The organism is Rhizobium sp. NZLR8 (genome assembly GCF_019685025.1).
In the GTDB taxonomy this organism is placed as follows: domain Bacteria; phylum Pseudomonadota; class Alphaproteobacteria; order Rhizobiales; family Rhizobiaceae; genus Rhizobium.
In genome coordinates this window covers 1-18,859 of the sequence record NZ_JABDVY010000019.1, presented here as the reverse complement: position 1 = coordinate 18,859, position 18,859 = coordinate 1, and the positions used below count along the sequence as shown (strand labels likewise).

The following is an 18,859-nucleotide window of genomic DNA, read 5'->3' as shown; positions in this document are numbered from 1 at the left end:
CCGGCCTAAAATCATTCTGTTCCAATTGCTCGCTGCCGATCGATATCCTCCATGACGAGCAGCGCGCCGATCACCGTACCACCCGCATCGCGCAACGGCGACATGCGACAGCGCACCTGCCCCGATCCGGCACCGCCGCCCGGGCACTCATAGGCATAGTCGACCTGCTCACCGGCAAAGCAGGCGTCGAGCTTGTATTTGGCGCACGCGGCAAACAGCTCCTCTCCGATGAATTCGGAAAGGTGCCGTCCGATGAGTTCCATCGGCTTCTTGTCGAGATCGGCGCAGTTGGCTGGATTGGAATAGAGGTAGCGGTAATCCCGTGTCAGCACCGCGACGCGGTCCGGCAGGGTTTCGAGGATCGCAGCATTGAGAAACTGACCGTTGTCGGTATCCGGCACATAGGCTGCCGGCGGCTCGATACGCACGTCCTGCGGCGAAGGCACGCGCCAGTCTGGGCCATGTGTGCCGAAATAGCGGTCCAGCAGATAGGAAAGCACCGTCGTGTGCTCGGTGACGCTGGCGCTGTCGTCGGCGTCCTGGCTAATCAAGTGGCTCACGAACTGCAGTTGCATGTAGACTTCGAGCAGATTGACCGCCCGATGGGCGAGGATGGCCTCGACCAGCGGTTCGACATGCCGGTCGAGCGCCGTGACGCGCTGATCGTCGCCCACCCGTATGGCATCCTCGATCTGCGTGCAACGCAAGGAAAAAGCTCGAAAAAGCTCCAGCAAAACGCCTCCCATCCCACTGTCCCAAGAGACGAGTCCGAAACCTCACGGCGCATCATCTCCACTGCATAATTCTATCCTTAAATCGGAATCGATTTAAAAATAAAGTAAACAGCAATTCAAAGTACTACAGCGTCCTTTGCGCGTCCAAGAGTCGCGCGGCGCTGTAGAATTCGCCCTACGGTAAATATTATTCGCGTCTTGGTGGTGACGGGTAACATGAAGTGCCCTCAGTTTCAATCCGAGAGCACCTGCCGCTTTTCACCGCTCATAAATGAGGGTGGACGTTTCTGCAGCATGATGCCGAAAGTCTAGGAGCTGAGCGTCTGCTTGATCTGCCAGCGGTCGTGATACCAAAGCCACTGCTCCGGGTATTCCCGCACCCAGCCTTCCACCTTGTCGTTGAGCAGCTGGGCGGCCGCCGGCAGGTCGAGAGTGCCTCTGGCGTCGCGCGGCATGTCCAGCCGCGGCTCGATTTCCAGCCGATAGCGATTACCGGGCAGACGGATGCAACGCGCCGGATAGACCTCGCAGTCGAACTGGCGCACCAGCTTCGGCAGCAGCGGATTGGTCTTGACCTCGCGCCCGAAGAAGATTCCCTTCAGCCCCTTGCGGAATTTCTGATCGACGAGCACGCCCACGCCTTGGCCTGCTTCCAGCTGACGGGCGAGCGCGAAGGAGGAGCCGGCATGCGAAGGCACCAGCTTGCCCATGCGCGCGCTCCTGAAATCGAAGACCTTCTTGGCGATATAGGGATTGTTCGGCGGCCGGAAGAGCACGGTCACATGAAGTCCGAAGGCGGCGCCCGCCACCGGCAGCAGCTCAAAATTGGCGGTATGGCCGGTAAAGACGATGAAGGGGCGCGGATTGTCACGCAGATCGAGGAAGATCGGGATGCCCGACACCTCCACTCTGCCCGGCTCCGGTTTTTCGGGGTCATAGTCGAACAGCTGGTCGAGAAAGACGTATTCGGCCGCAAGCCGGCCCATATTGCCCCAGCTTGCCAGCGCGATCTCTTCGATCTCGGCCTCGCTCTTCTCAGGAAAGGCGTTGCGCAGATTGGTCAGCATCAGTCTGTGGCGGCTGGTCAGCCGGCCGAGGCGGCGCATCGTCCTGTCGGCGAAGCGGATCGCGCCATCGGCCGGAAACAGCTTCAGGAAATTCAGGAAGCCGAACATCACCTGCGCCACCAGCCACTGCTGGAAGTGCCTGAGCGCCAGGACGATCCGGGTGATGAACAGCTTCACTTGGGGCTCAATCCATCTTCAGGATGATCTTGCCGAAGATCTGGCGCGATTCCATCCGCTCGAGCGCCCGGTCGATATCGCTGAAGCTGACCTCGGTGTCGATGACGGGATGCACGAGCCCGCGGCCCATCTTCTGCATCGCATTCGCCATGTTCTCCATGCGGCAGCCGAACGAGCCGAAGAGCTTCAATTGCTGCTGGAACAGCATCATCAGGTTCATCTCTGTGGAAACACCCGAGGTCGAGCCGCAAGTGACGAGGCGCCCACCGCGCTTCATGCAGAGCATCGAGCCTGCCCAGGTGTCCTTGCCGACATGTTCGAAGACGACGTCGACGCCCTTCTTCTTGGTGAGCTTGCGCACCACGCCTTCGAAACGGTCGGTGCGATAGTTGATGACGTGATCGGCGCCGAGCGCCCTGGCCTTTTCGATCTTGTCGTCCGAGCCGACCGTGGTGATGACGGTGCAGCCGATCTTCTTGGCAAGCTGGATCGCCGCCGTGCCGATGCCGGAGCCGCCGGCATGGACGAGAATGGTTTCGCCGGGTTCGAGCTTGGCATTGTCGAACAGCATGTGCTCGACCGTCCCGAAGGTGACGGGAGCAAGCGCTGCACCGATCGCATCGACGCCGGGAGGAGCCGGCACCAGCAGGCGCGCGGGAAGGTTGACCTTCTCCTGCGCAAAGCCGTCGAGATGGAAGCCGTGCACGCCGGAGACATGTTCGCAGAGATTGTCGCGGCCTTCGCGGCATGGGCTGCAGAGGCCGCAGGTGCGCGCGCCGTAGATCGAGACGAGCTGGCCGGGCAGCACGTTGGCGACACCCGGGCCGATCGATTCCACGACACCGGAAGCCTCCGCACCGATGACCAGCGGCATCTTGCGCTTGGCGAAGGCCATGCCGCGCCAGCCCCAGAGATCGATATGGTTGAGTGCCACCGCCTTGACGCGCAGCGTCACCTCCCCGGCTGCAGGCGCGTCCGGTTCCGGCAGGTCGGTGATCTCAAGCTTGCGGTCATCGATCAGTTGCAAAGCGCGCATGGCAAAATCCCTCGCCTAGACGGCGTCATCTCGTCTCAAAAATGTGTCGGGAACCGCTTAAGCCGGTTCGAGCGCCATGACAAGGCTGGCATTCTGCCCGCCGAAGCCGAAGGAGTTGGAAAGCACGGCTGAAACCTGTGCTTGCCGCTTCTTGTTCGGCACGACATCGAGAACGATCGACGGATCGGGATTGGTATAGTTGATCGTCGGCGGCAACGTGCCGGTCAGCATCGTCTGCAGCGAGAACACCGCCTCGACAGCACCCGCCGCCGTCAGCGTATGACCGATCATCGACTTGTTCGACGAAACCGGGATGCCGACGATCCGTTCGCCGAAGACGGCCGACATCGCCCCATATTCCATCTTGTCATTCTCGGGCGTCGAAGTGCCATGGGCATTGATATAGCCGATGCCGCTCTCGTCGATGCCGGCATCGGCAAGCGCCGCGCGGATCGTCGCGATTGCCGGGCCGCCATCCGGCGACGACCGGGTGCGGTGAAAGCTGTCGGCCTTGTCGCCGGCGCCCTTCATGATGCCGAGCACCTTGGCGCCACGGGCGACCGCCGCTTCCAGCGATTCCAGCACCAGCGTCGCTGCACCTTCGGCGATGACGAAACCGTCGCGATCCTTGCTGAACGGCTTGGAGGCCTTGGTCGGCGGGTCGTTCTGGGTCGAAAGAGCCGACAGTAGCGAGAAGCGGATCAGCGCTTCGGCGCTCAGCGATCCGTCGGTTGCAACCGTCAGCGCTCGGGTCGTCCGGCCCTGGCGGATTGCCTCGATGCCGAGTTGGATCGCCGTGACGCCGGAGGCGCAGGCGGTCGACAGCGTGACGGGAAGACCGCGCGTGCCGAACCGGTCGGCAAGGCGCTCGGAAATCGCGCCGAACAGGGCTGCCTCATGGAAGGCCGGGTCCGGGCGCTGACGCAGCGCCGTCAGGAAACGCTCATAGGCATCACCGGGATGCTCGGAGGCCGGCGAACGGTCGGCAAGCTCGAAACGCGCGCTCCATTCCGGTTCGATCGGCGGGGCGGCAAGGAACAGCGGGCCGTTGAAATCGCCGGAAAGGCCGGCATTGGCCAGCGCCTCGATCGTCGTTTCGCGGGCGAAAGCGTAGGAGCGCTCGACGGCATTTGGTACCGGGATGCCGATAAAATCGACGGTGCCGGCGATCCGCGTCGACAATCCCTCGGTCGGAAAACGGTTGATCTCGTGAATGCCCGACGTGCCTGACGAAAGCGCTGCCCAGTTGTCGCTGAGGCCCTGACCGAGCGAGGTGATGATACCCATGCCGGTCACGGCCACGATCGGACGGCCAAGGTGATCCTTGTAAGCGGAAGCTGTCATATCTTTCACTCCTCACGCATTTGCGGAAAGAACGGCGACGCCCTCGCCGCGCTGGTGCCCGACCGCGGTCACGACGGCGGCGGTGGCGCCTGCCCGCATCGGCGCCTCATGGGCGGCGTCGAAGGGCGGAACCTTGGCCTTGCCGTCGACGGCAAGCGCCGCAAGCGCCAGACCCAGCGTGAACTGCGTCTCGATCGTATGGCCGGTGACGCCACTAAAGCCGCGGATCGCAACGTCGGGCAATTGATGTTCGAGCACCGCCCGCTCGCGGGCGGCAAGATCGTGCATGCCGGTCGAGCCGGAAAAGATCGCCGTGCTTTCGGTCGCAAGCCCCGTGGCCGGTGCCAGGAGCCGCTCCAGCCGGGCTTCGAGATTGCCGGCATTGCGGTTGCCGCGGTCGCCCTCGACCGCGTCGATCACGGCATAGATATGCGCGCCGCGAGCTTCCGCATGCTGGCGCGATTCGAGCACCAGGAAGGCGCCTGCCGAGCCGGTGATCATGCCGCCGCCGTCGCTGGGTCTGCGCGACCAGAGCGGCACCCAGTCGCCGCGCGCATGGGCGCCGATCGCTTCGGTGAGCAGGATCATGTCCGGCCGCTCCGCCGCGAAGGCGCCGCCGACCAACGCATGCGAGGATTCGCCTGATTTGATGCGATAGAAGGCAGTCTCGACGGCTGAGATTCCGGCCGCTTCCTCGCCCATGAAGGTGCGCGACGAGCCTGTGACCTTGTGCACAATCGAGATGTTGCCGGCGAGCAGGTTGGAAAGCTGGGCGAGGAACAGCGTCGGCCTCAACTCCGTCGTCAGCTTCTCGTTCAGCAGCAATTCGCGGTCGTTGCGCTTCAGGGCCTCGTCGACGATCAGTGTATCGACATTGATATCGCGCTCGCCGCCGCCGGCCGCCACGATCATATCCATCGCGCCGCAGGCCTCGAGATCGTCCTTGAAACCGGCATCGTCTAGTGCCAAGCCCGCGGCGAAGACACCGATGCGCTGCCAGTTTTCCATCTGGCGCTGATCGCCGCGCTTAGCGATCTGCTGCGACCAGTCGATCTCGGGCAGCGGATGCACCGGATAGGGCTTGAACTTCTCGGTCTCGACGATCGTCTTGGGCGCGCTTGCCGCCGAAAGCAGCGAGATATGCGCATCCTTGCCGACGCCCTGACAGGTGACGATGCCTATACCAGAGATGACGACGTCGTTTGCAGCCTTGCTCATCCAATCACTCCCTGCGCCGCGATCGCTTCGAGAAGCCCAATCTCGCCGGCACGTTTCTTCACGATATCGCCGAGCGGCACCTCGGAAAACGGCATGGTGCGAAGCTTCAGCTGCGCATCGCAGACCTTCTTGCCGGCGCTGGTGATTTTAGCCTTGGTAACGGCGAAACCCGAACCGTCGTGCTCGAGCACCGCCTCGATGTCGAGCACGGCTTCCGGTTCGACGAAAGTGCGCATCTTGGCCCCGTCGACCGTCATCAGGAAGGGCATGGCGGCGAAATTGGTCACGGCAAGCACCAGCATGCCGGAGGCCTGCGCCATGGTTTCGATCAGGAGCACGCCAGGAACCAGCGGCATACCAGGAAAGTGGCCCTCAAATACGGGGCTCTTGGCCGGCACGACGGATCGCGCCTTCAGCGTGCCCTTCTTCAGGTCCACCGCTTCGACGCGGTCAATCATCTGGAAATATTCCAGCAGCATTCGGATCCTCCGGCCCGACAGGCCAGATCCGCCCGCCGGTGACGCCTACTTAGGAACGAAACCGCCCGGCCGCCATATTCAAGGCGGCAGGGCGGTCAAAAAAGATTGATATGTCGCTCAGGCCTTGGCGGCTTTGAGCTCGTCGATCTTGGCGCAGAGGTTCTTCAGCACGAAATATTCTTCGGTGGAAACCTTGCCCTCATTGACTTCCTGCGTCCACTTTTCGAGCGGGATCTTGATGCCGAATTCCTTGTCGATCGCAAAGACGATGTCGAGGAAATCGAGGCTGTCGATACCGAGGTCGTCGATCGTATGGCTCTCCGGCGTGATCGTCGCACGATCGATCTCGCTGGTTTCTGCAATAATGTCGGCAACTTTATCGAATGTAGCGGTCACGCGCTGTACCTCATGAAATGACGATTTAAACCCCTCATAGGCAAATCCATTTCAAAAGCCAATGCTTTCATCCGGGCGTGGCGGCAATTTGCCGGCTGGGTGTTGCCTAAACAGCAATGGAAGCGGCCTTTGCCGTCACCCGAGGCGGGAGGCGATGCCGCTGCAGAAAACCCCGTCGGCTCGAGCAGAGTAAAGAAGCCGTCCGAATCAGGCCTACGGACCGGCGCGCCTCGGCGCGGGTACTTCCAACGAGAGCCAGGCTACCGAAACTTTGATCTGGATCAAATCGCGATCCCGGCGAAATCGATAATCATCAAGTCGCGCTGGAAGAAATCGGGATAGCCGAACCAGTAATCGCGGCGTAATCGTCTCGGTTATACCGCGCGGGCAAACGCGGATTTCGAAGGGATCAGGAGATGGACGTCGCACGCAGTGAGATTCCCGAGGCCGGCACGCCCGTCGCTTGCCGCTCCTGCCAAGCGCGGCACGGCGTCGTCTGCGGCGCCCTGTCCAGCCGCCAGCTCCGGGAGCTCGGCCGCCACTCGCTGCGCCGCAAGGTCGATGCCGGCACAGAGATCATCGCTCAAGGGTCGGAAAGCTCGTTCTACTCGAACATCATGCGCGGAGTGGTAAAGCTCTGCAAGGTGATGCCGGACGGACGCCAGCAAATCGTTGGCCTGCAATTCGCCTCCGATTTCGTCGGCAGACCCTTCGTGCGTGAAAGCACGCTGTCGGCCGAGGCCGCGACCGACACGGAGATCTGTGTCTTCCCCCGTAACCTGCTCGACCGTATGATATCGGAGGCGCCGGAGCTGCAGCGCAGCCTGCACGATCAGGCGCTGAAAGAGCTGGATGTCGCGCGCGAATGGATGCTGACGCTCGGCCGGCGCACCGCCGAGGAAAAGGTCGCAAGCCTGCTTCACCTCATCGCCACGCACGTCGAACCGCAAACGGCGACGAGCACCGCCTTCGACCTGCCGCTATCACGCGCCGAGATCGCCGATTTCCTCGGATTGACGATCGAGACCGTCAGCCGCCAGATGACTAGGCTGCGCAAGAGCGGCGTCATCCATATCGAGAACTTCCGACATATCGTTGTCCCCGATATGGATGAGCTGGAAAAGAAAATCAGCGGGTAATCACCACACGGGTATTGGCAAGGCCGGCTTGGCGCGCCAGCGAGAAGAACTCGGCCGCATTGTCGGGATGCAGGCGGACGCAGCCATGCGAGGCCGGCCGGCCCAGGCGTTTCAGGTCGAAAGTGGCATGGACGGCGTAACCGCCGTTGAAGAACACCGCGTAGGGCATCGGTGCATTGTCGTATTTCCGGGAACGGTGATCGCGCGACAGCCACTTGGCGCTCCACGAACCGGTCGGCGTGACATAGCCGTTGCGCGCGGTCGAAACCTTCCAACGATACTTGACGAAGCCGTTCTCGGTGACGGTCATCGTCTGCTTGCCAATGCTGACATTGGCGACCAGCGTTGCTGCCTGAGCGGCAATGGGAGAAAATTGCAGCAATAAACTTGCGGCGGCGGCCGCCAAAATCGTCTTCATGATACCCCTCTTCGAACCCGCGCAGTTTAATTGCGCCATCGCGAAAGAGAGACTACGGCAATACTTATTATATAGCTTTAACCCGAATGGTAATCACAATTTTAACATGTTTAAGCCGGAAACGCCGCCGCAGGACAGCGGCCCACTTCACTGGAGCTTGCGTGGAACCGAGGGCGGGTTCAGCCGCTGGTAGGCCTTGTTCATCTTCTCTCGGATAGAGGCCATGGTGCCGAGGTTATGACCGCAAGCGGCACAGGTGATAATATCCGTCTCCCGAATCTCCGGACGCTCGAACTTCATCTTGGTGCTCTTGCACTTCGGGCACGGTAATTCAACCTGAACTGTCATTGCTCTGCTTCCGGTCTGATGGAGGTATGAGGCGTTTCGCATAAACGTTTGAGCCGGAGCTGTCCACCGCGGTGTGTCCGCGGTGCGTAGCACCCTACAGAAAACACAGAAACAACCCGAATGTCAGACCGGCGAGCACCATGCAGCTGGCATAAAACACCGATACGCCGTCTTCGACGTCGCCGGCGGTAGCTATGTCCCGGCCAGCGTTGTTGATCATCGGCTCCGTCACGATGACACCGCCGTAGATGCGCGGGCCGGCGAGCTGGACGTTGAGAGCGCCGGCCATTGCCGCCTCCGGCCGGCCGGAATTCGGCGAACGGTGCAGGCCGCCGTCGCGCATCGCCACGCGAACCGCCTGGCGGCAGGCGCTGGTACCGCGCCGGACCCAGGCGCCGGCGGCGATCAGCAGGATGGAGAAACGCGCGGCCGGCCAGTTGGCGATATCGTCGAGCCGGGCCGATGCCCAGCCGAAATCGATATATTTTTCCGACTTGTGGCCAATCATCGAATCCGCCGTGTTCAGCATTTTGTAGGCGAGCAAGCCCGGCAGGCCGAAGACGGCATACCAGAGCGCCGGCGCGACGACGCCGTCGGAAAAGTTTTCGGCCAGGCTTTCGATCGCCGCGCGGCACACCGCCGGCTCGTCCAGCGTTTCAGGATCGCGCCCGACGATCTGAGAAACGGCGGCCTGTCCACCGGCAAGCCCCACGTCGCGCAGGGCGACGGCGACCGCCGCGACGTGATCGGCAAGGCTCTTTTGCGCCAGGAAGATCGCCACCAATCCGGTCTCGAGCAGGATGCCGGCGAGACCGAACAGCGCGAAGAACCGGTTGAACACGAAGCCCGCGGCCACCGCCAGCAGCAGCAGCGCCAGGATGGCGGCGACGCCGTTCATTCGGCGTCGGGAGCCGGTGAGACTTGCGGAGTTGAGTTGCCGGTCGGCATAGGAAATCGCCGCGCCGAAGATGACGACGGGGTGCGGTACCCGCGACCACAGCCATTGCGGATCGCCGGCGATCCGGTCGAGCAGCAGCGCCAGAAGCAGCACGAGAAGGTTTTCGTCGATCGTCATCGCTCAAATCTCTGAAGGGCTTCGCAAAGTCGTCGGTCCGCCGCCGGATCCGGCGTCAACCCGAAACGCAGCTGATCCGGCGCATAGTCGAACTTGCGGACGAGAATATGATGGCGGCAGAGATGGGTGTAAATGTCGCTCGCCCTGCCGTCGGCGACAAGAGTGAACAGCGCCGTTCCTCCCGATATCCGCAATCCGGCCGCAGTCAGCACCGCATGCAGGCCGGCGCAGCGTTCATCGATGCGGGCGCGGATTGCAGACACGTCCGAACGCAACAGCGAACCTGCAATCGAAAGAGCCGGGCCCGAGACTGCCCAAGGGCCGAGCCAGTTCTCGAAACGCTCGAGAATATCTTGGCGCGCAATCGCAAAACCGAGCCGGAGACCGGCAAGCCCGAAGAACTTACCGAAGGAGCGGAAGATGATCAGGTTGGAAAGTGATTGCGCTTGGGCTGCTAGGCTCAGCGCCGGATCGGTATCACCGAAGGCCTCATCGACGACGAGAAGCCCGTCTGCCGCCTTCATCCTGTCGTGCAGGGCAATCAGCGTTTCGGCCGGCCAGACCCTGCCGTCCGGATTGTTCGGATTGACGACGACGGCCAGCCGATGCTCGGCCCCGATCGCCGCGACATCGCCGACCGCATCGACGGCACAACCGGCCGAAGCAAAGGCGCGCACATATTCGCCATAGGTCGGCGACACCACTGCGACTTTGTCGTCCGTCACTGCGACTTTGTCGTCCGTCACGGCAACTCTGTCTGTCAAAGAGACTTGCCTGTCCTGCCGGAGCAGGCGCGGCAGAAGCTGGATCACCGATTGCGTTCCGGGCACCGGCAGCGGCAGGATCGCCCCGCTGCCGTAATGCTCGCACGCGGCATGCCTTGCCTCATCGGCGAGATGGCCGTCCGGCAGGCGGTGCCATGCCCTTGCCGGAACGTCAGGCAGGGCGACGGGGCACGGATTGATGCCTGTGGAAAGGTCGAGCCAGTCTTCCGGCCTGCCGCCGAAGGCGGCGGCAGCAGCGGTGATGCCGCCGCCGTGGGCGATGGGCGCGCTCATGCGGCAGCTCTCGCAAGATCGATCAGGTGCATATAGGACCCCGCCACCTGGCCGCGCCGCAACCCGACAGCACCGAGATCGGTTCCGAGCGCATCTTGCGCTGCAAACAGCCGCTTTCCCTCGCCCTCGGACACAACAGTGGAATAGTGGAATTCATGCGCGGTCATCGTCCGCGCGAAGAAGGCGCCGTCGAGCGGTGTCACACGGCGGTAGCCGAGATGGCGTCGGCGTTCGGCATAGCTGGTGACGACGGGCAGCAGGCCGAGCATTTCGTGGCGCTTTCCGCCCGCATCGATCAACCCATCGCCGAGCACCATGTAGCCGCCGCACTCCCCGTAAATCCTGATGCCGCGTGCCGCCGCGTCGAGCATGCCGGCGCGAAAATTCTGCGCCGCCGAAAGCCGCCCGGCATGCAGCTCGGGATAGCCGCCGGGCAGATAGATCGCATCGGCGTCACCGGTCGGCGCCTCGTCGGCGAGCGGCGAGAAGAACGAAATATCAGCCCCGCGGCGACGCCAGCCGAGCAGCATATGCTCGTAGGAAAAGGCAAAGGCGACATCGCGCGCCACGGCGATGCGGGCGCCGATCGGCATCAGCCGGTCGATATTGGCGGCAGACGGCCGGTTGAGCCCCTGCCTTGCAATGCGCAGCAGGAATTCGAAATTGCATTCCTCGGAAACGGCATCCGCCGAATGGTCGATGAAATTATCGAGCGTGGTGTGTTCACTGGCCTGGACGAGACCGAGATGGCGCTCCGGCAAGGCGAGCGCCTTGTCGCTGCCGATTACGGCGATAACAGGCATGCGGATCGCTTCGAGCGCCTGGCGCAGCATCGCCTCGTGCCGGTCGCTGCCAACCTTGTTAAGGATGACGCCGGCGACGCGGACATCGGCGCGGAAGCCGGCAAAGCCTGATACCAGCGGCGCCACTGACTGCGACATGCGCGAGGCATCGACGACCAGCACCACGGACAGGCCGAGCTGAGCGGCAAGATCGGCCGCAGTTCCCCTTCCGTCGGCCGCTCCGTCGAAAAGTCCCATCATCGCCTCGATGACGAGGATGCGGTCGCCGGAACGGTGAAGGGCTGAATTGGCCGAGATCAGCTCCGGGCGCATCGCCCAGGGATCGAAATTCAGGCAGGGCGTGCCACTTGCGGCCGCATGAAAGGCGGGATCGATATAATCGGGACCGGCCTTGCCGGGCGCGACCGCGATGCCGCGCCGGCGCAACGCCCTGAGCAATCCGAGCGTCACCGTCGTCTTGCCGGCGCCGGAGGACGGCGCTGCGATCAGGAGGCCGCTCATGTCAGCACCTTGCCGGACCGGCGGAACGGATCGGGTTGCAGCCGCCGTCCGGCGAGCGCGCCGAGCCAATCGAGCGAGGCTCTGAGCCGCACCACCTCGCCGACGACGACCACGGCTGGCGGTTCGAGCCCGGCAGTGGCGATGGCCGCGGGCGCCTCGGCCAGCGTCGTTTCCAGCACCTGCTGCCGGCCGGTGGCAGCGTTGCAGACGAAGGCGACAGGTTCGGTAGGCTCCCGGCCGGCGGCGATCAACCGGGCGCTGATCTCGGCGATGTGTTTCATCGCCATATACATGACGATCACGGGAGAGCCCCGGCCGATCGCCTCCCAGTTGATCCTGTCGGGCACGATGCCGGAGGAATCATGGCCGGTGAGGAAGGTCACGGCGTGGTTGATGTCGCGATGCGTCACCGGGATGCCGGCATAGGCAAGCCCGCCGATGCCGGCGGTGATGCCGGGCACGATGCGGAAGGGGATATTGTGCTCGACCAGCGTCAGCGCTTCTTCGCCGCCGCGGCCGAAGACGAAGGGATCGCCGCCTTTCAACCGCAGCACCCGCTTGCCGGCGCATGCCAGTTCCACCAGCCGCAGCGAGATGTCACGTTGTTTGGCCGAAGGCTTGCCGCCGCGTTTTCCGGCATATTCCACCACCGCTTCCGGCCGCGCCAACGCCAGGCATTCCTCGTTGACCAGCGCGTCGTGCACGATGACGTCGGCCTCGGAAAGCCCTCTTGCGGCGAGCAGCGTCAAAAGCCCGGGATCGCCGGGACCGGCACCGACCAGCCAGACGGTGCCCGGCTCCAGCGCCGGAAGATGGGAGAATGCGGCATCGATCATCTTGCTGATCTAGAGCATGATGCCGAAAAGTGTAAGCGGTTTTCGGACGACATTATGCGCACCTGTTTGTTTTAGATCCGCCGGGCGCCCTGTCTCACCGGAAGTTGCCGAGATGACCATGACTCACTTTGCTAGGAAGCGGAATCAAACTCTCGGAAAACCCGAATAACAATATGAATATATTATCATATAGTCGCGACGACCGGCCGCGAAGCGGCCGGTCTTCCAATCGGTCAGGCCCTGAGCAGCGTGTCGCGGATGAGATCGATAACCTTTTTCGATTCGATGCCGGTGCAGACGATCTGTCTCGGCAGGCCATCCCAGTCACCCGGCGGAAAACGGCGACCGTCCGGCTTTACGATGGTCTGGCCGTCGGCGATGCCGCCACAGACGACACGCACCGCACCCGATATCGACGAGAACAGTTCGGGCGCCACGACATAGACTGAGGCGCAGCTGTCATGCACCATCATGCCGTCCTCAACCGCATGCTTGTAAAAATCGATGTAGGACTGCGAGAGTTCATTGAGCTGTTTGACCGCCTTGTCGCCCTTGGCCGCCATCTCGCCAAGATAGCTGCGGCTCATCGTGGTGACCGCGGTGACGTCGAGGCCGATGACGGTCACCTTCCAGGGCGCGGTCATGACGATATCCGCAGCTTCGGGATCACCATGGATGTTGGCCTCGGCGACCGGCGAGACATTGCCCGGCACATAGAAATTGCCGCCCATGATGACGACGTCCTTGACCAGCGTTGCGATCTCGGGGGCTTCCTTCAGCGCCAGCGCCAGATTGGTCATCCGCCCGACAGCGACGAGGCGCACTTCGCCCGGATGGGTGCGCACGGTATCGATGATGAAGCGATGCGCCGGGCGCAGATCGAGCGGCAGGTCGATCGTCTCCGGCACGTCGATATCGCCGAGGCCATTGTCACCATGCACCATGGCCGGCCAGGGCCGCTCGGCGCGCGAGGGGTCGATGGTGACGCTGGCGCCCTTGGCAACGGGTGCCGGAATATTCCAATCGCGCTTGAGGAAGAGCGCATTGCGTGTCGTCGTCTCGACCGAGGCGTTACCGAAAACGGTGGTGATGCCGATCAGATCGATTTCGGGGTGGCGGTGCAGGAAAAGAAGCGCCATGGCGTCATCGACGCCCGGATCCGTGTCATAAATGACCTTGTGCATTGATATCCTCTAAATGTAGATCGCGAAGCTGCCGGACGGCGTCGCAACGTGTGGCCACCATAACGCCCGTCAGGCTTTCCGCAACCCGATGCCGGCAATCGCCGCTGTCGCATGCGCGGATTTGATCTTGCCGAGCAGCAGCTCCGCATCCGCTCCAATGGCCGCAAGTGCCGCGGATTCCGCCACGCCATGGCAGCCGACACGGGCAAAGACGATGGCAGAGGGATTTTTAAGCCGCGGCGTTTCCTCTTCCAGCCGCGGCGCATCGAAGAAGACGGCGGGCACGGCAAAATGCCTGGCAACGGCAAGGATCGCCGCTTCTTCGGAACGGCTGTCGATCGAGGCAATGGCAGCAAGCTCCGCCCCGATGATACCGGCCGCTTCAACCGCTTCGATGGCCAGTGCCAGCACTTCAGCGGGCGGCGTTTTGCGCTCGCAGCCGAGCCCGAGCACGTGATGTCTGCTCCTGTCGAAGGTAATGTCGCTCATGTTGCTGCCGAATGCGCCTTGCCATGTCCTTTGCAGCCATTGCAGCCCGAGGCGGGAAATGCAAGAAGGCGGCCTGAAAGCCCCTCCGGAACTCCGTCTTGCCCGATATCACCTTCCATCTGCTTCTACTGCTCTGCGCGGCGGCCTTTTTTGCTGGTTTCGTCGATTCGATTGCCGGTGGCGGCGGCCTCATCACCGTTCCCGCCATGCTGATTGCCGGCATTCCGCCGCTGCAGACGCTCGGCACCAATAAGGTGCAGTCGATCTTTGGTGCCGCCTCGGCAACGCTCGCTTATGCCCGCAAGGGCCACGTGCAGCTTCGCGAACAATTGCCGATGGCGCTGATGGCGGTCATGGGCGGGGCGCTCGGCGCTGCCCTTGCCACGATCGTACCCGGACAGGTGCTGCAGGCGATCATGCCGGTGTTGCTGCTGTCGATCGCGATCTTCTTTGCCGTCAAGCCGAACCTCAACGACGTCGATACCCATCGCCGCATCACGCCCTTCGCCTTCGGCCTGACGCTGGTCCCGGCCATCGGCGTTTATGACGGGGTCTTCGGCCCGGGCACCGGCTCCTTCTTCATGCTCGCCTTCGTCACACTCGCCGGCTTCGGCGTGCTGAAGGCAACCGCCCACACCAAGCTTCTCAATCTCGGCTCGAATTTCGGCGCGCTGATTGTCTTCGCAAGCTTTGGCGCGATACTCTGGAAGATCGGCCTGTTGATGGGCATCTGCCAGTTCCTCGGCGCGCAGCTCGGTTCGCGCCTTGCCATGCGCATCGGTTCGAAGCTGATCAAGCCGCTGCTGGTGATCGTGTGCGTCGCCCTGGCGGTCAAGCTCCTCGCCGACCCGGCAAATCCGCTGCGCTTGTGGCTCGGCATCTGACGGAGACGCTTGGCCGTCTTCCATTACCTCTGGCGTAATTGATAGGGTGCACCACCTTCCCGCATGATCGCCCTGCCTGAATGACGGGCGATCAAAAGGAGATGACCCGATGAACGATGCAAACAGCAATGCCGAGCGCTACCTCGCCATCTGGAACGAGACGGATGCGGCTCGCCGCCGCGCTCTCATCGCCGAGAGCTGGGCGGAAGCCGCAACCTACATCGATCCGCTGATGCGCGGCGAAGGCCACGAGCAGATCAATTCGCTGGTGGAGGCCGTGCAGAACCGTTTCCCCGGTTTCCGTTTCGAACTGATCGGCACGGCTGACGGCTATGGCGACAATCTGCGTTTCTCCTGGGGCCTCGGACCTGCCAATGGCGAAGCACTGATCAAGGGCACGGATTTTGCCGAACTCGAAGACGGCAAACTGAAATCCGTCCGCGGCTTCATCGACCAATTGCCGGAAGCTGCCTGATGAAGCCGACCGCCCGCCCTCTTGGAGATCATCTGCGCGGATGGCGCCAGCGCCGCCGGATGAGCCAGCTCGACCTGGCGCTGGAGGCAGATATCTCGCAGTGGCATCTGAGCTTCATCGAGAGCGGGCGCTCGACGCCGAGCCGCGACATGCTGCTGCATCTTGCCGAACGCCTCGGCGTGCCGCTCCGCGACCGGAACCCGCTGCTGCTGGCGGCGGGTTTCGCTCCCGTCTTTACCGAGCGTGCACTCGACGATCCCGCCTTGGAACCGGCGCGCCGCGCCATCGACATGGTGTTGAAAACTCATCAGCCTTTCCCGGCGCTCGCGATCGACCGCCACTGGACGCTCATTGCCTCCAACGCGGCGCTGGCGCCGCTCATCTCAGGCATTGCCGATCCCTCCCTGCTGGAACCGCCAGTCAATGTGCTGCGCCTCAGCCTGCACCCGCAAGGACTGGCGCCCCGCATTGCAAACCTCCCGGAATGGCGCGCCCACCTTATCGACCGGCTGCGTCAGCAAATATCGGCTTCGGGCGATCCGGTATTGGAGAGGCTGCTGAACGAACTGCTGTCCTATCCGGCGCCCGAAGCGGCGAACGATGCGCATACCGACCACGCCGGCATCGCCATTCCGCTGAAGCTTTCGACCAAGGCCGGTCTGCTATCCCTGATCTCGACGACCACGGTCTTCGGCACGCCCGTCGACATCACTCTGTCGGAACTGGCCGTGGAATCCTTCTTCCCGGCGGATGAGGAAACGGCCGCGATCCTGCGCGGCCTCTCTCTCAACTGATGCCTAGAATTCCACGCCCGGCTGGCCCTTGATGCCGGAGCGGAACGGATGCTTGATCAGTTCCATCTCGGTCACCAGGTCGGCGATCTCGATCAGTTCCTCCCTGGCGTTGCGCCCCGTCAGCACGACATGCGTCATGGGCGGCTTCTCGTTCTTCAGGAATTCCACGACCTCGTTGATATCGAGATAGTCGTAGCGTAGCGCGATGTTGATCTCGTCGAGCAGCACCATGGAATAGCGATCGTCGCGGATCAGCTCCTTGGCCTTTTCCCAGGCAGCCGAGGCGGCGGCAACGTCGCGGGCGCGGTCCTGCGTTTCCCAGGTGAACCCCTCGCCCATGGTGTGGAACTGGCAGAGATCGGAGAAATGCTTCTCGATCAGATCGCGCTCGCCGGTCCACATCGCACCCTTGATGAACTGCACGACGGCAGAGGGCTTGCCATGGGCGATGTGGCGGAAGATCATGCCGAAGGCGGCCGATGACTTGCCCTTGCCCTTGCCGGTGTGGACGATGATCAGCCCCTTGCCATCGGTCTTGGTCGCCATGATCTTGTCGCGGGCGGCCTTCTTCTTCGCCATCTTCTCGGCATGGCGCGCATCGTCCTTTCCAGCTTCGCCTTCTGGGATCGCGCTCTCCGGTGTCTCGTCGCTCATCGGTTCACCTTGTTCTATTGTTGGCGGCCAGGTCGAACCGGGCCGAATTGCTGCGCGGCGTCCAGAGGCTGCGGTCGATCGCCTCGCACAGCCGCTCCTTCATCTCGTCGAATGCTGCCGGGTTCTTCTCCATCATGAAGGTACTCACAATGGGATCGGCGACGAAGGCCTGGTATACCGCCTCGAAATGATGGGCGCCGACTGCACCCGTCGTCGCCGAAAAGGCGAAGAGATAGTCGACGGTGGCGGCAATCTCGGCCGCACCCTTGTAACCGTGGCGCATGACGCCCGATATCCATTTCGGATTGACGACGCGCCCGCGCACGACGCGGCCGATCTCCTCTTCCAGCGAACGGATCACCGGCCGTTCCGGCCGGGAATGATCGTTGTGATAGATCGAGGGGCGGGCGCCGGCGAGCTGTTCCGCCGCCGCCGCCATGCCGCCTTCGAACTGGTAATAATCGTCGCTGTCGAGCAGATCGTGTTCGCGATTATCCTGATTCTGAACGACGGCCTGCACCGAGCGCAGCCGCTCCTCGAACAGGCCGCGTTCGGCCTTGCCCTCCTCGCCGGCGCCATAGGCATAGCTGCCCCAGACGAGATAGGCCTCGGCGAGATCGGCGCGCCGCTCCCAGCCTTTTTCGTCAATCAGCGCCTGCAGCCCCGCGCCATAAGCGCCGGGCTTCGAGCCGAACACCCGGTAGCCCGCTCGCCTTCTGGCCGAGACCTCGTCGAGGCCGGCTGCGGCAAGCCTTGCCGCCTCGCCGCGCATGCGCGCTGCGATCGGATTGTCGGCCTCGTCCTCTTCAAGCGCGCCGACGGCGCGGACCGCCTTGTCGAACAGGGCGATCTGCTCGGGAAAAGCGTCGCGGAAGAAGCCGGATATCCTGAGCGTCACGTCGACGCGCGGCCGCCCGAGCATTGCCGGCGGTATGATCTCGTAGCCGGTGACGCGGCGCGAGCTCATGTCCCAGAGCGGCTTGACGCCAATCAGCGCCAGCGCCTGGGCGATGTCATCGCCGCCGGTGCGCATGTTCGACGTGCCCCAGGCTGTCAGCCCTAGGGAAGCCGGCCATTCGCCGTGATCCTGCGCATAGCGGCGAACCAGCAGTTCCGCGGATTTCTTGCCGAGTTCGTAGGCGGCCGGCGTCGGCACGGCGCGGCTATCGACCGAATAGAAATTGCGGCCCGTCGGCAGCACATCGGGCCGCCCGCGCGTCGGCGCCCCGGAGGGGCCGGGCGCAACGAAGCGGCCGTCGAGGCCGTTAAGAAGGCCTGCGATTTCGGCTGGCCCGCAGGCCAGGATCGAAGGCTTGAGGCGGGTCTCGATCTCGGAAAGCACCGCCCGCGTCGCCGGCCAGTTCTCAGGGCAGACGATCTGGCCGGAAACGAACTTCGCCGCCAGGAGCTCGATGCGCTCGACGGTGTCGCCGTTGGTGCGCCAGGGGGCGTCGAGGAGATCTGCTAGGATGGCATGACGTGGGGCTGTCCAGGGGGCGGCCATGTCGCAGTCGAGAGGATCGAACGTGGAGTTACCCCCCTCTGTCCTGCCGGACATCTCCCCCACAAGGGGGGAGATCGGGGATGAGAGGTCCCGCTCCAACTGCTCGGCCGAAGGTGCGGCAACTTCAAACGTTTCTTTTGTGGGAAGCCCAAGCCTCTTGCCGATCTCCCCCCTTGTGGGGGAGATGTCCGGCAGGACAGAGGGGGGTGCCACAGGCACACCGCCCACCCCCACATCACCCGCAAT

General features: G+C 63.1%; 21 protein-coding genes. 4 read left to right on the top strand and 17 right to left on the bottom strand.

The window, feature by feature from the left end; translation table 11 throughout:
• Positions 1–11: 11 nt before the first annotated feature.
• From HJB89_RS29090 to HJB89_RS29060, 7 genes are all read right to left on the bottom strand, one after another.
• Positions 12–734, bottom strand: a complete 723-nt coding sequence (locus tag HJB89_RS29090; RefSeq protein WP_221150886.1) for a PAS domain-containing protein — start codon at positions 732–734, stop codon at positions 12–14.
• 308 nt (positions 735–1,042) lie between these two features.
• On the bottom strand, positions 1,043–1,978 hold the full coding sequence (locus tag HJB89_RS29085) for a lipid A biosynthesis lauroyl acyltransferase (RefSeq protein WP_221141551.1): 936 nt from the start codon (positions 1,976–1,978) through the stop codon (positions 1,043–1,045).
• Between the two features lie 7 nt (positions 1,979–1,985).
• On the bottom strand, positions 1,986–3,014 hold the full coding sequence (locus HJB89_RS29080) for a zinc-binding dehydrogenase (protein ID WP_207580789.1): 1,029 nt from the start codon (positions 3,012–3,014) through the stop codon (positions 1,986–1,988).
• A gap of 57 nt (positions 3,015–3,071) precedes the next feature.
• Entirely contained in the window at positions 3,072–4,358 is a 1,287-nt protein-coding gene (locus HJB89_RS29075) for a beta-ketoacyl-ACP synthase (RefSeq protein ID WP_207580790.1), read from the bottom strand.
• 12 nt (positions 4,359–4,370) lie between these two features.
• Positions 4,371–5,576 (bottom strand): beta-ketoacyl-ACP synthase, encoded by a 1,206-nt coding sequence (locus HJB89_RS29070; protein WP_221117166.1) that lies wholly within the window; start codon positions 5,574–5,576, stop codon positions 4,371–4,373.
• Entirely contained in the window at positions 5,573–6,055 is a 483-nt protein-coding gene (locus HJB89_RS29065; RefSeq protein ID WP_049731880.1) for a 3-hydroxyacyl-ACP dehydratase FabZ family protein, read from the bottom strand. The genes HJB89_RS29070 and HJB89_RS29065 overlap by 4 nt, the downstream gene beginning before the upstream one ends.
• 117 nt (positions 6,056–6,172) lie before the next feature.
• Positions 6,173–6,451, bottom strand: coding sequence for an acyl carrier protein (locus HJB89_RS29060; protein WP_003540486.1), 279 nt, complete (start codon positions 6,449–6,451; stop codon positions 6,173–6,175).
• Positions 6,452–6,867: 416 nt separating this feature from the next.
• Between HJB89_RS29060 and HJB89_RS29055 the strand changes: the two genes are divergently transcribed.
• Positions 6,868–7,590: a Crp/Fnr family transcriptional regulator gene (locus HJB89_RS29055; RefSeq protein WP_221117167.1), complete on the top strand. Its 723-nt coding sequence runs from the start codon at positions 6,868–6,870 to the stop codon at positions 7,588–7,590.
• Here the strand turns inward: HJB89_RS29055 and HJB89_RS29050 are convergent.
• From HJB89_RS29050 to HJB89_RS29015, 8 genes are all read right to left on the bottom strand, one after another.
• Entirely contained in the window at positions 7,580–8,008 is a 429-nt protein-coding gene (locus HJB89_RS29050) for a L,D-transpeptidase (protein WP_207580793.1), read from the bottom strand. The two genes, HJB89_RS29055 and HJB89_RS29050, sit on opposite strands and share 11 nt — an antisense overlap.
• A gap of 147 nt (positions 8,009–8,155) precedes the next feature.
• Positions 8,156–8,356, bottom strand: coding sequence for a hypothetical protein (locus tag HJB89_RS29045; protein ID WP_207580794.1), 201 nt, complete (start codon positions 8,354–8,356; stop codon positions 8,156–8,158).
• 94 nt (positions 8,357–8,450) lie between these two features.
• On the bottom strand, positions 8,451–9,431 hold the full coding sequence (gene cbiB / locus HJB89_RS29040) for an adenosylcobinamide-phosphate synthase CbiB (RefSeq protein ID WP_207580795.1): 981 nt from the start codon (positions 9,429–9,431) through the stop codon (positions 8,451–8,453).
• On the bottom strand, positions 9,428–10,489 hold the full coding sequence (locus HJB89_RS29035) for a threonine-phosphate decarboxylase (protein ID WP_221117169.1): 1,062 nt from the start codon (positions 10,487–10,489) through the stop codon (positions 9,428–9,430). Before HJB89_RS29035 ends, cbiB begins: the two co-directional genes overlap by 4 nt.
• A complete protein-coding gene (locus tag HJB89_RS29030) occupies positions 10,486–11,793 on the bottom strand; it encodes a cobyrinate a,c-diamide synthase (RefSeq protein ID WP_207580797.1) in 1,308 nt (435 codons plus the stop codon). Before HJB89_RS29030 ends, HJB89_RS29035 begins: the two co-directional genes overlap by 4 nt.
• Positions 11,790–12,629, bottom strand: a complete 840-nt coding sequence (gene cobA / locus HJB89_RS29025; RefSeq protein WP_221117170.1) for a uroporphyrinogen-III C-methyltransferase — start codon at positions 12,627–12,629, stop codon at positions 11,790–11,792. Before cobA ends, HJB89_RS29030 begins: the two co-directional genes overlap by 4 nt.
• Positions 12,630–12,862: 233 nt before the next feature.
• Positions 12,863–13,813 carry a nucleoside hydrolase gene (locus tag HJB89_RS29020; RefSeq protein ID WP_221117171.1) on the bottom strand — a complete coding sequence of 317 codons (951 nt, stop codon included), beginning with the start codon at positions 13,811–13,813 and terminating at the stop codon, positions 12,863–12,865.
• A gap of 69 nt (positions 13,814–13,882) precedes the next feature.
• A complete protein-coding gene (locus HJB89_RS29015) occupies positions 13,883–14,302 on the bottom strand; it encodes a cobalamin biosynthesis protein (protein ID WP_207580800.1) in 420 nt (139 codons plus the stop codon).
• A 98-nt stretch (positions 14,303–14,400) separates the two neighbouring features.
• Here HJB89_RS29015 and HJB89_RS29010 point away from each other — a divergent pair, with 98 nt between their 5' ends.
• The 3 genes from HJB89_RS29010 (at position 14,401) to HJB89_RS29000 (ending at position 16,455) form a co-directional block, all read left to right on the top strand.
• Entirely contained in the window at positions 14,401–15,186 is a 786-nt protein-coding gene (locus tag HJB89_RS29010) for a TSUP family transporter (protein ID WP_207580801.1), read from the top strand.
• 109 nt (positions 15,187–15,295) lie between these two features.
• Complete coding sequence (locus HJB89_RS29005) at positions 15,296–15,661, top strand: nuclear transport factor 2 family protein (protein ID WP_207580802.1); 366 nt, start codon at positions 15,296–15,298, stop codon at positions 15,659–15,661.
• The gene (locus HJB89_RS29000) at positions 15,661–16,455 is read left to right on the top strand and encodes a helix-turn-helix domain-containing protein (RefSeq protein WP_221150862.1); all 795 of its coding nucleotides are present in this window, start codon (positions 15,661–15,663) and stop codon (positions 16,453–16,455) included. Before HJB89_RS29005 ends, HJB89_RS29000 begins: the two co-directional genes overlap by 1 nt.
• Positions 16,456–16,458: 3 nt before the next feature.
• On the opposite strand, the gene cobO is transcribed toward HJB89_RS29000, so the two are convergent.
• Complete coding sequence (gene cobO, locus HJB89_RS28995) at positions 16,459–17,109, bottom strand: cob(I)yrinic acid a,c-diamide adenosyltransferase (RefSeq protein ID WP_207580804.1); 651 nt, start codon at positions 17,107–17,109, stop codon at positions 16,459–16,461.
• Between the two features lie 4 nt (positions 17,110–17,113).
• The coding region (locus tag HJB89_RS28990) for a cobaltochelatase subunit CobN (protein ID WP_221150861.1) at positions 17,114–18,859 on the bottom strand (1,746 nt) is incomplete at its 5' end.

Bases quoted from the DNA above. Each gene is read 5' to 3' on its own strand.
- HJB89_RS29080 (WP_207580789.1), bottom strand. From the start codon at position 3,014: ATGCGCGCTTTGCAACTGATCGATGACCGCAAGCTTGAGATCACCGAC.
- HJB89_RS29075 (WP_207580790.1), bottom strand. From the start codon at position 4,358: ATGACAGCTTCCGCTTACAAGGATCACCTTGGCCGTCCGATCGTGGCC.
- HJB89_RS29070 (WP_221117166.1), bottom strand. From the start codon at position 5,576: ATGAGCAAGGCTGCAAACGACGTCGTCATCTCTGGTATAGGCATCGTC.
- HJB89_RS29065 (WP_049731880.1), bottom strand. From the start codon at position 6,055: ATGCTGCTGGAATATTTCCAGATGATTGACCGCGTCGAAGCGGTGGAC.
- HJB89_RS29055 (WP_221117167.1), top strand. From the start codon at position 6,868: ATGGACGTCGCACGCAGTGAGATTCCCGAGGCCGGCACGCCCGTCGCT.
- HJB89_RS29050 (WP_207580793.1), bottom strand. From the start codon at position 8,008: ATGAAGACGATTTTGGCGGCCGCCGCCGCAAGTTTATTGCTGCAATTT.
- HJB89_RS29045 (WP_207580794.1), bottom strand. From the start codon at position 8,356: ATGACAGTTCAGGTTGAATTACCGTGCCCGAAGTGCAAGAGCACCAAG.
- cbiB (WP_207580795.1), bottom strand. From the start codon at position 9,431: ATGACGATCGACGAAAACCTTCTCGTGCTGCTTCTGGCGCTGCTGCTC.
- HJB89_RS29035 (WP_221117169.1), bottom strand. From the start codon at position 10,489: ATGAGCGCGCCCATCGCCCACGGCGGCGGCATCACCGCTGCTGCCGCC.
- HJB89_RS29030 (WP_207580797.1), bottom strand. From the start codon at position 11,793: ATGAGCGGCCTCCTGATCGCAGCGCCGTCCTCCGGCGCCGGCAAGACG.
- cobA (WP_221117170.1), bottom strand. From the start codon at position 12,629: ATGATCGATGCCGCATTCTCCCATCTTCCGGCGCTGGAGCCGGGCACC.
- HJB89_RS29020 (WP_221117171.1), bottom strand. From the start codon at position 13,813: ATGCACAAGGTCATTTATGACACGGATCCGGGCGTCGATGACGCCATG.
- HJB89_RS29015 (WP_207580800.1), bottom strand. From the start codon at position 14,302: ATGAGCGACATTACCTTCGACAGGAGCAGACATCACGTGCTCGGGCTC.
- HJB89_RS29005 (WP_207580802.1), top strand. From the start codon at position 15,296: ATGAACGATGCAAACAGCAATGCCGAGCGCTACCTCGCCATCTGGAAC.
- HJB89_RS29000 (WP_221150862.1), top strand. From the start codon at position 15,661: ATGAAGCCGACCGCCCGCCCTCTTGGAGATCATCTGCGCGGATGGCGC.
- cobO (WP_207580804.1), bottom strand. From the start codon at position 17,109: ATGAGCGACGAGACACCGGAGAGCGCGATCCCAGAAGGCGAAGCTGGA.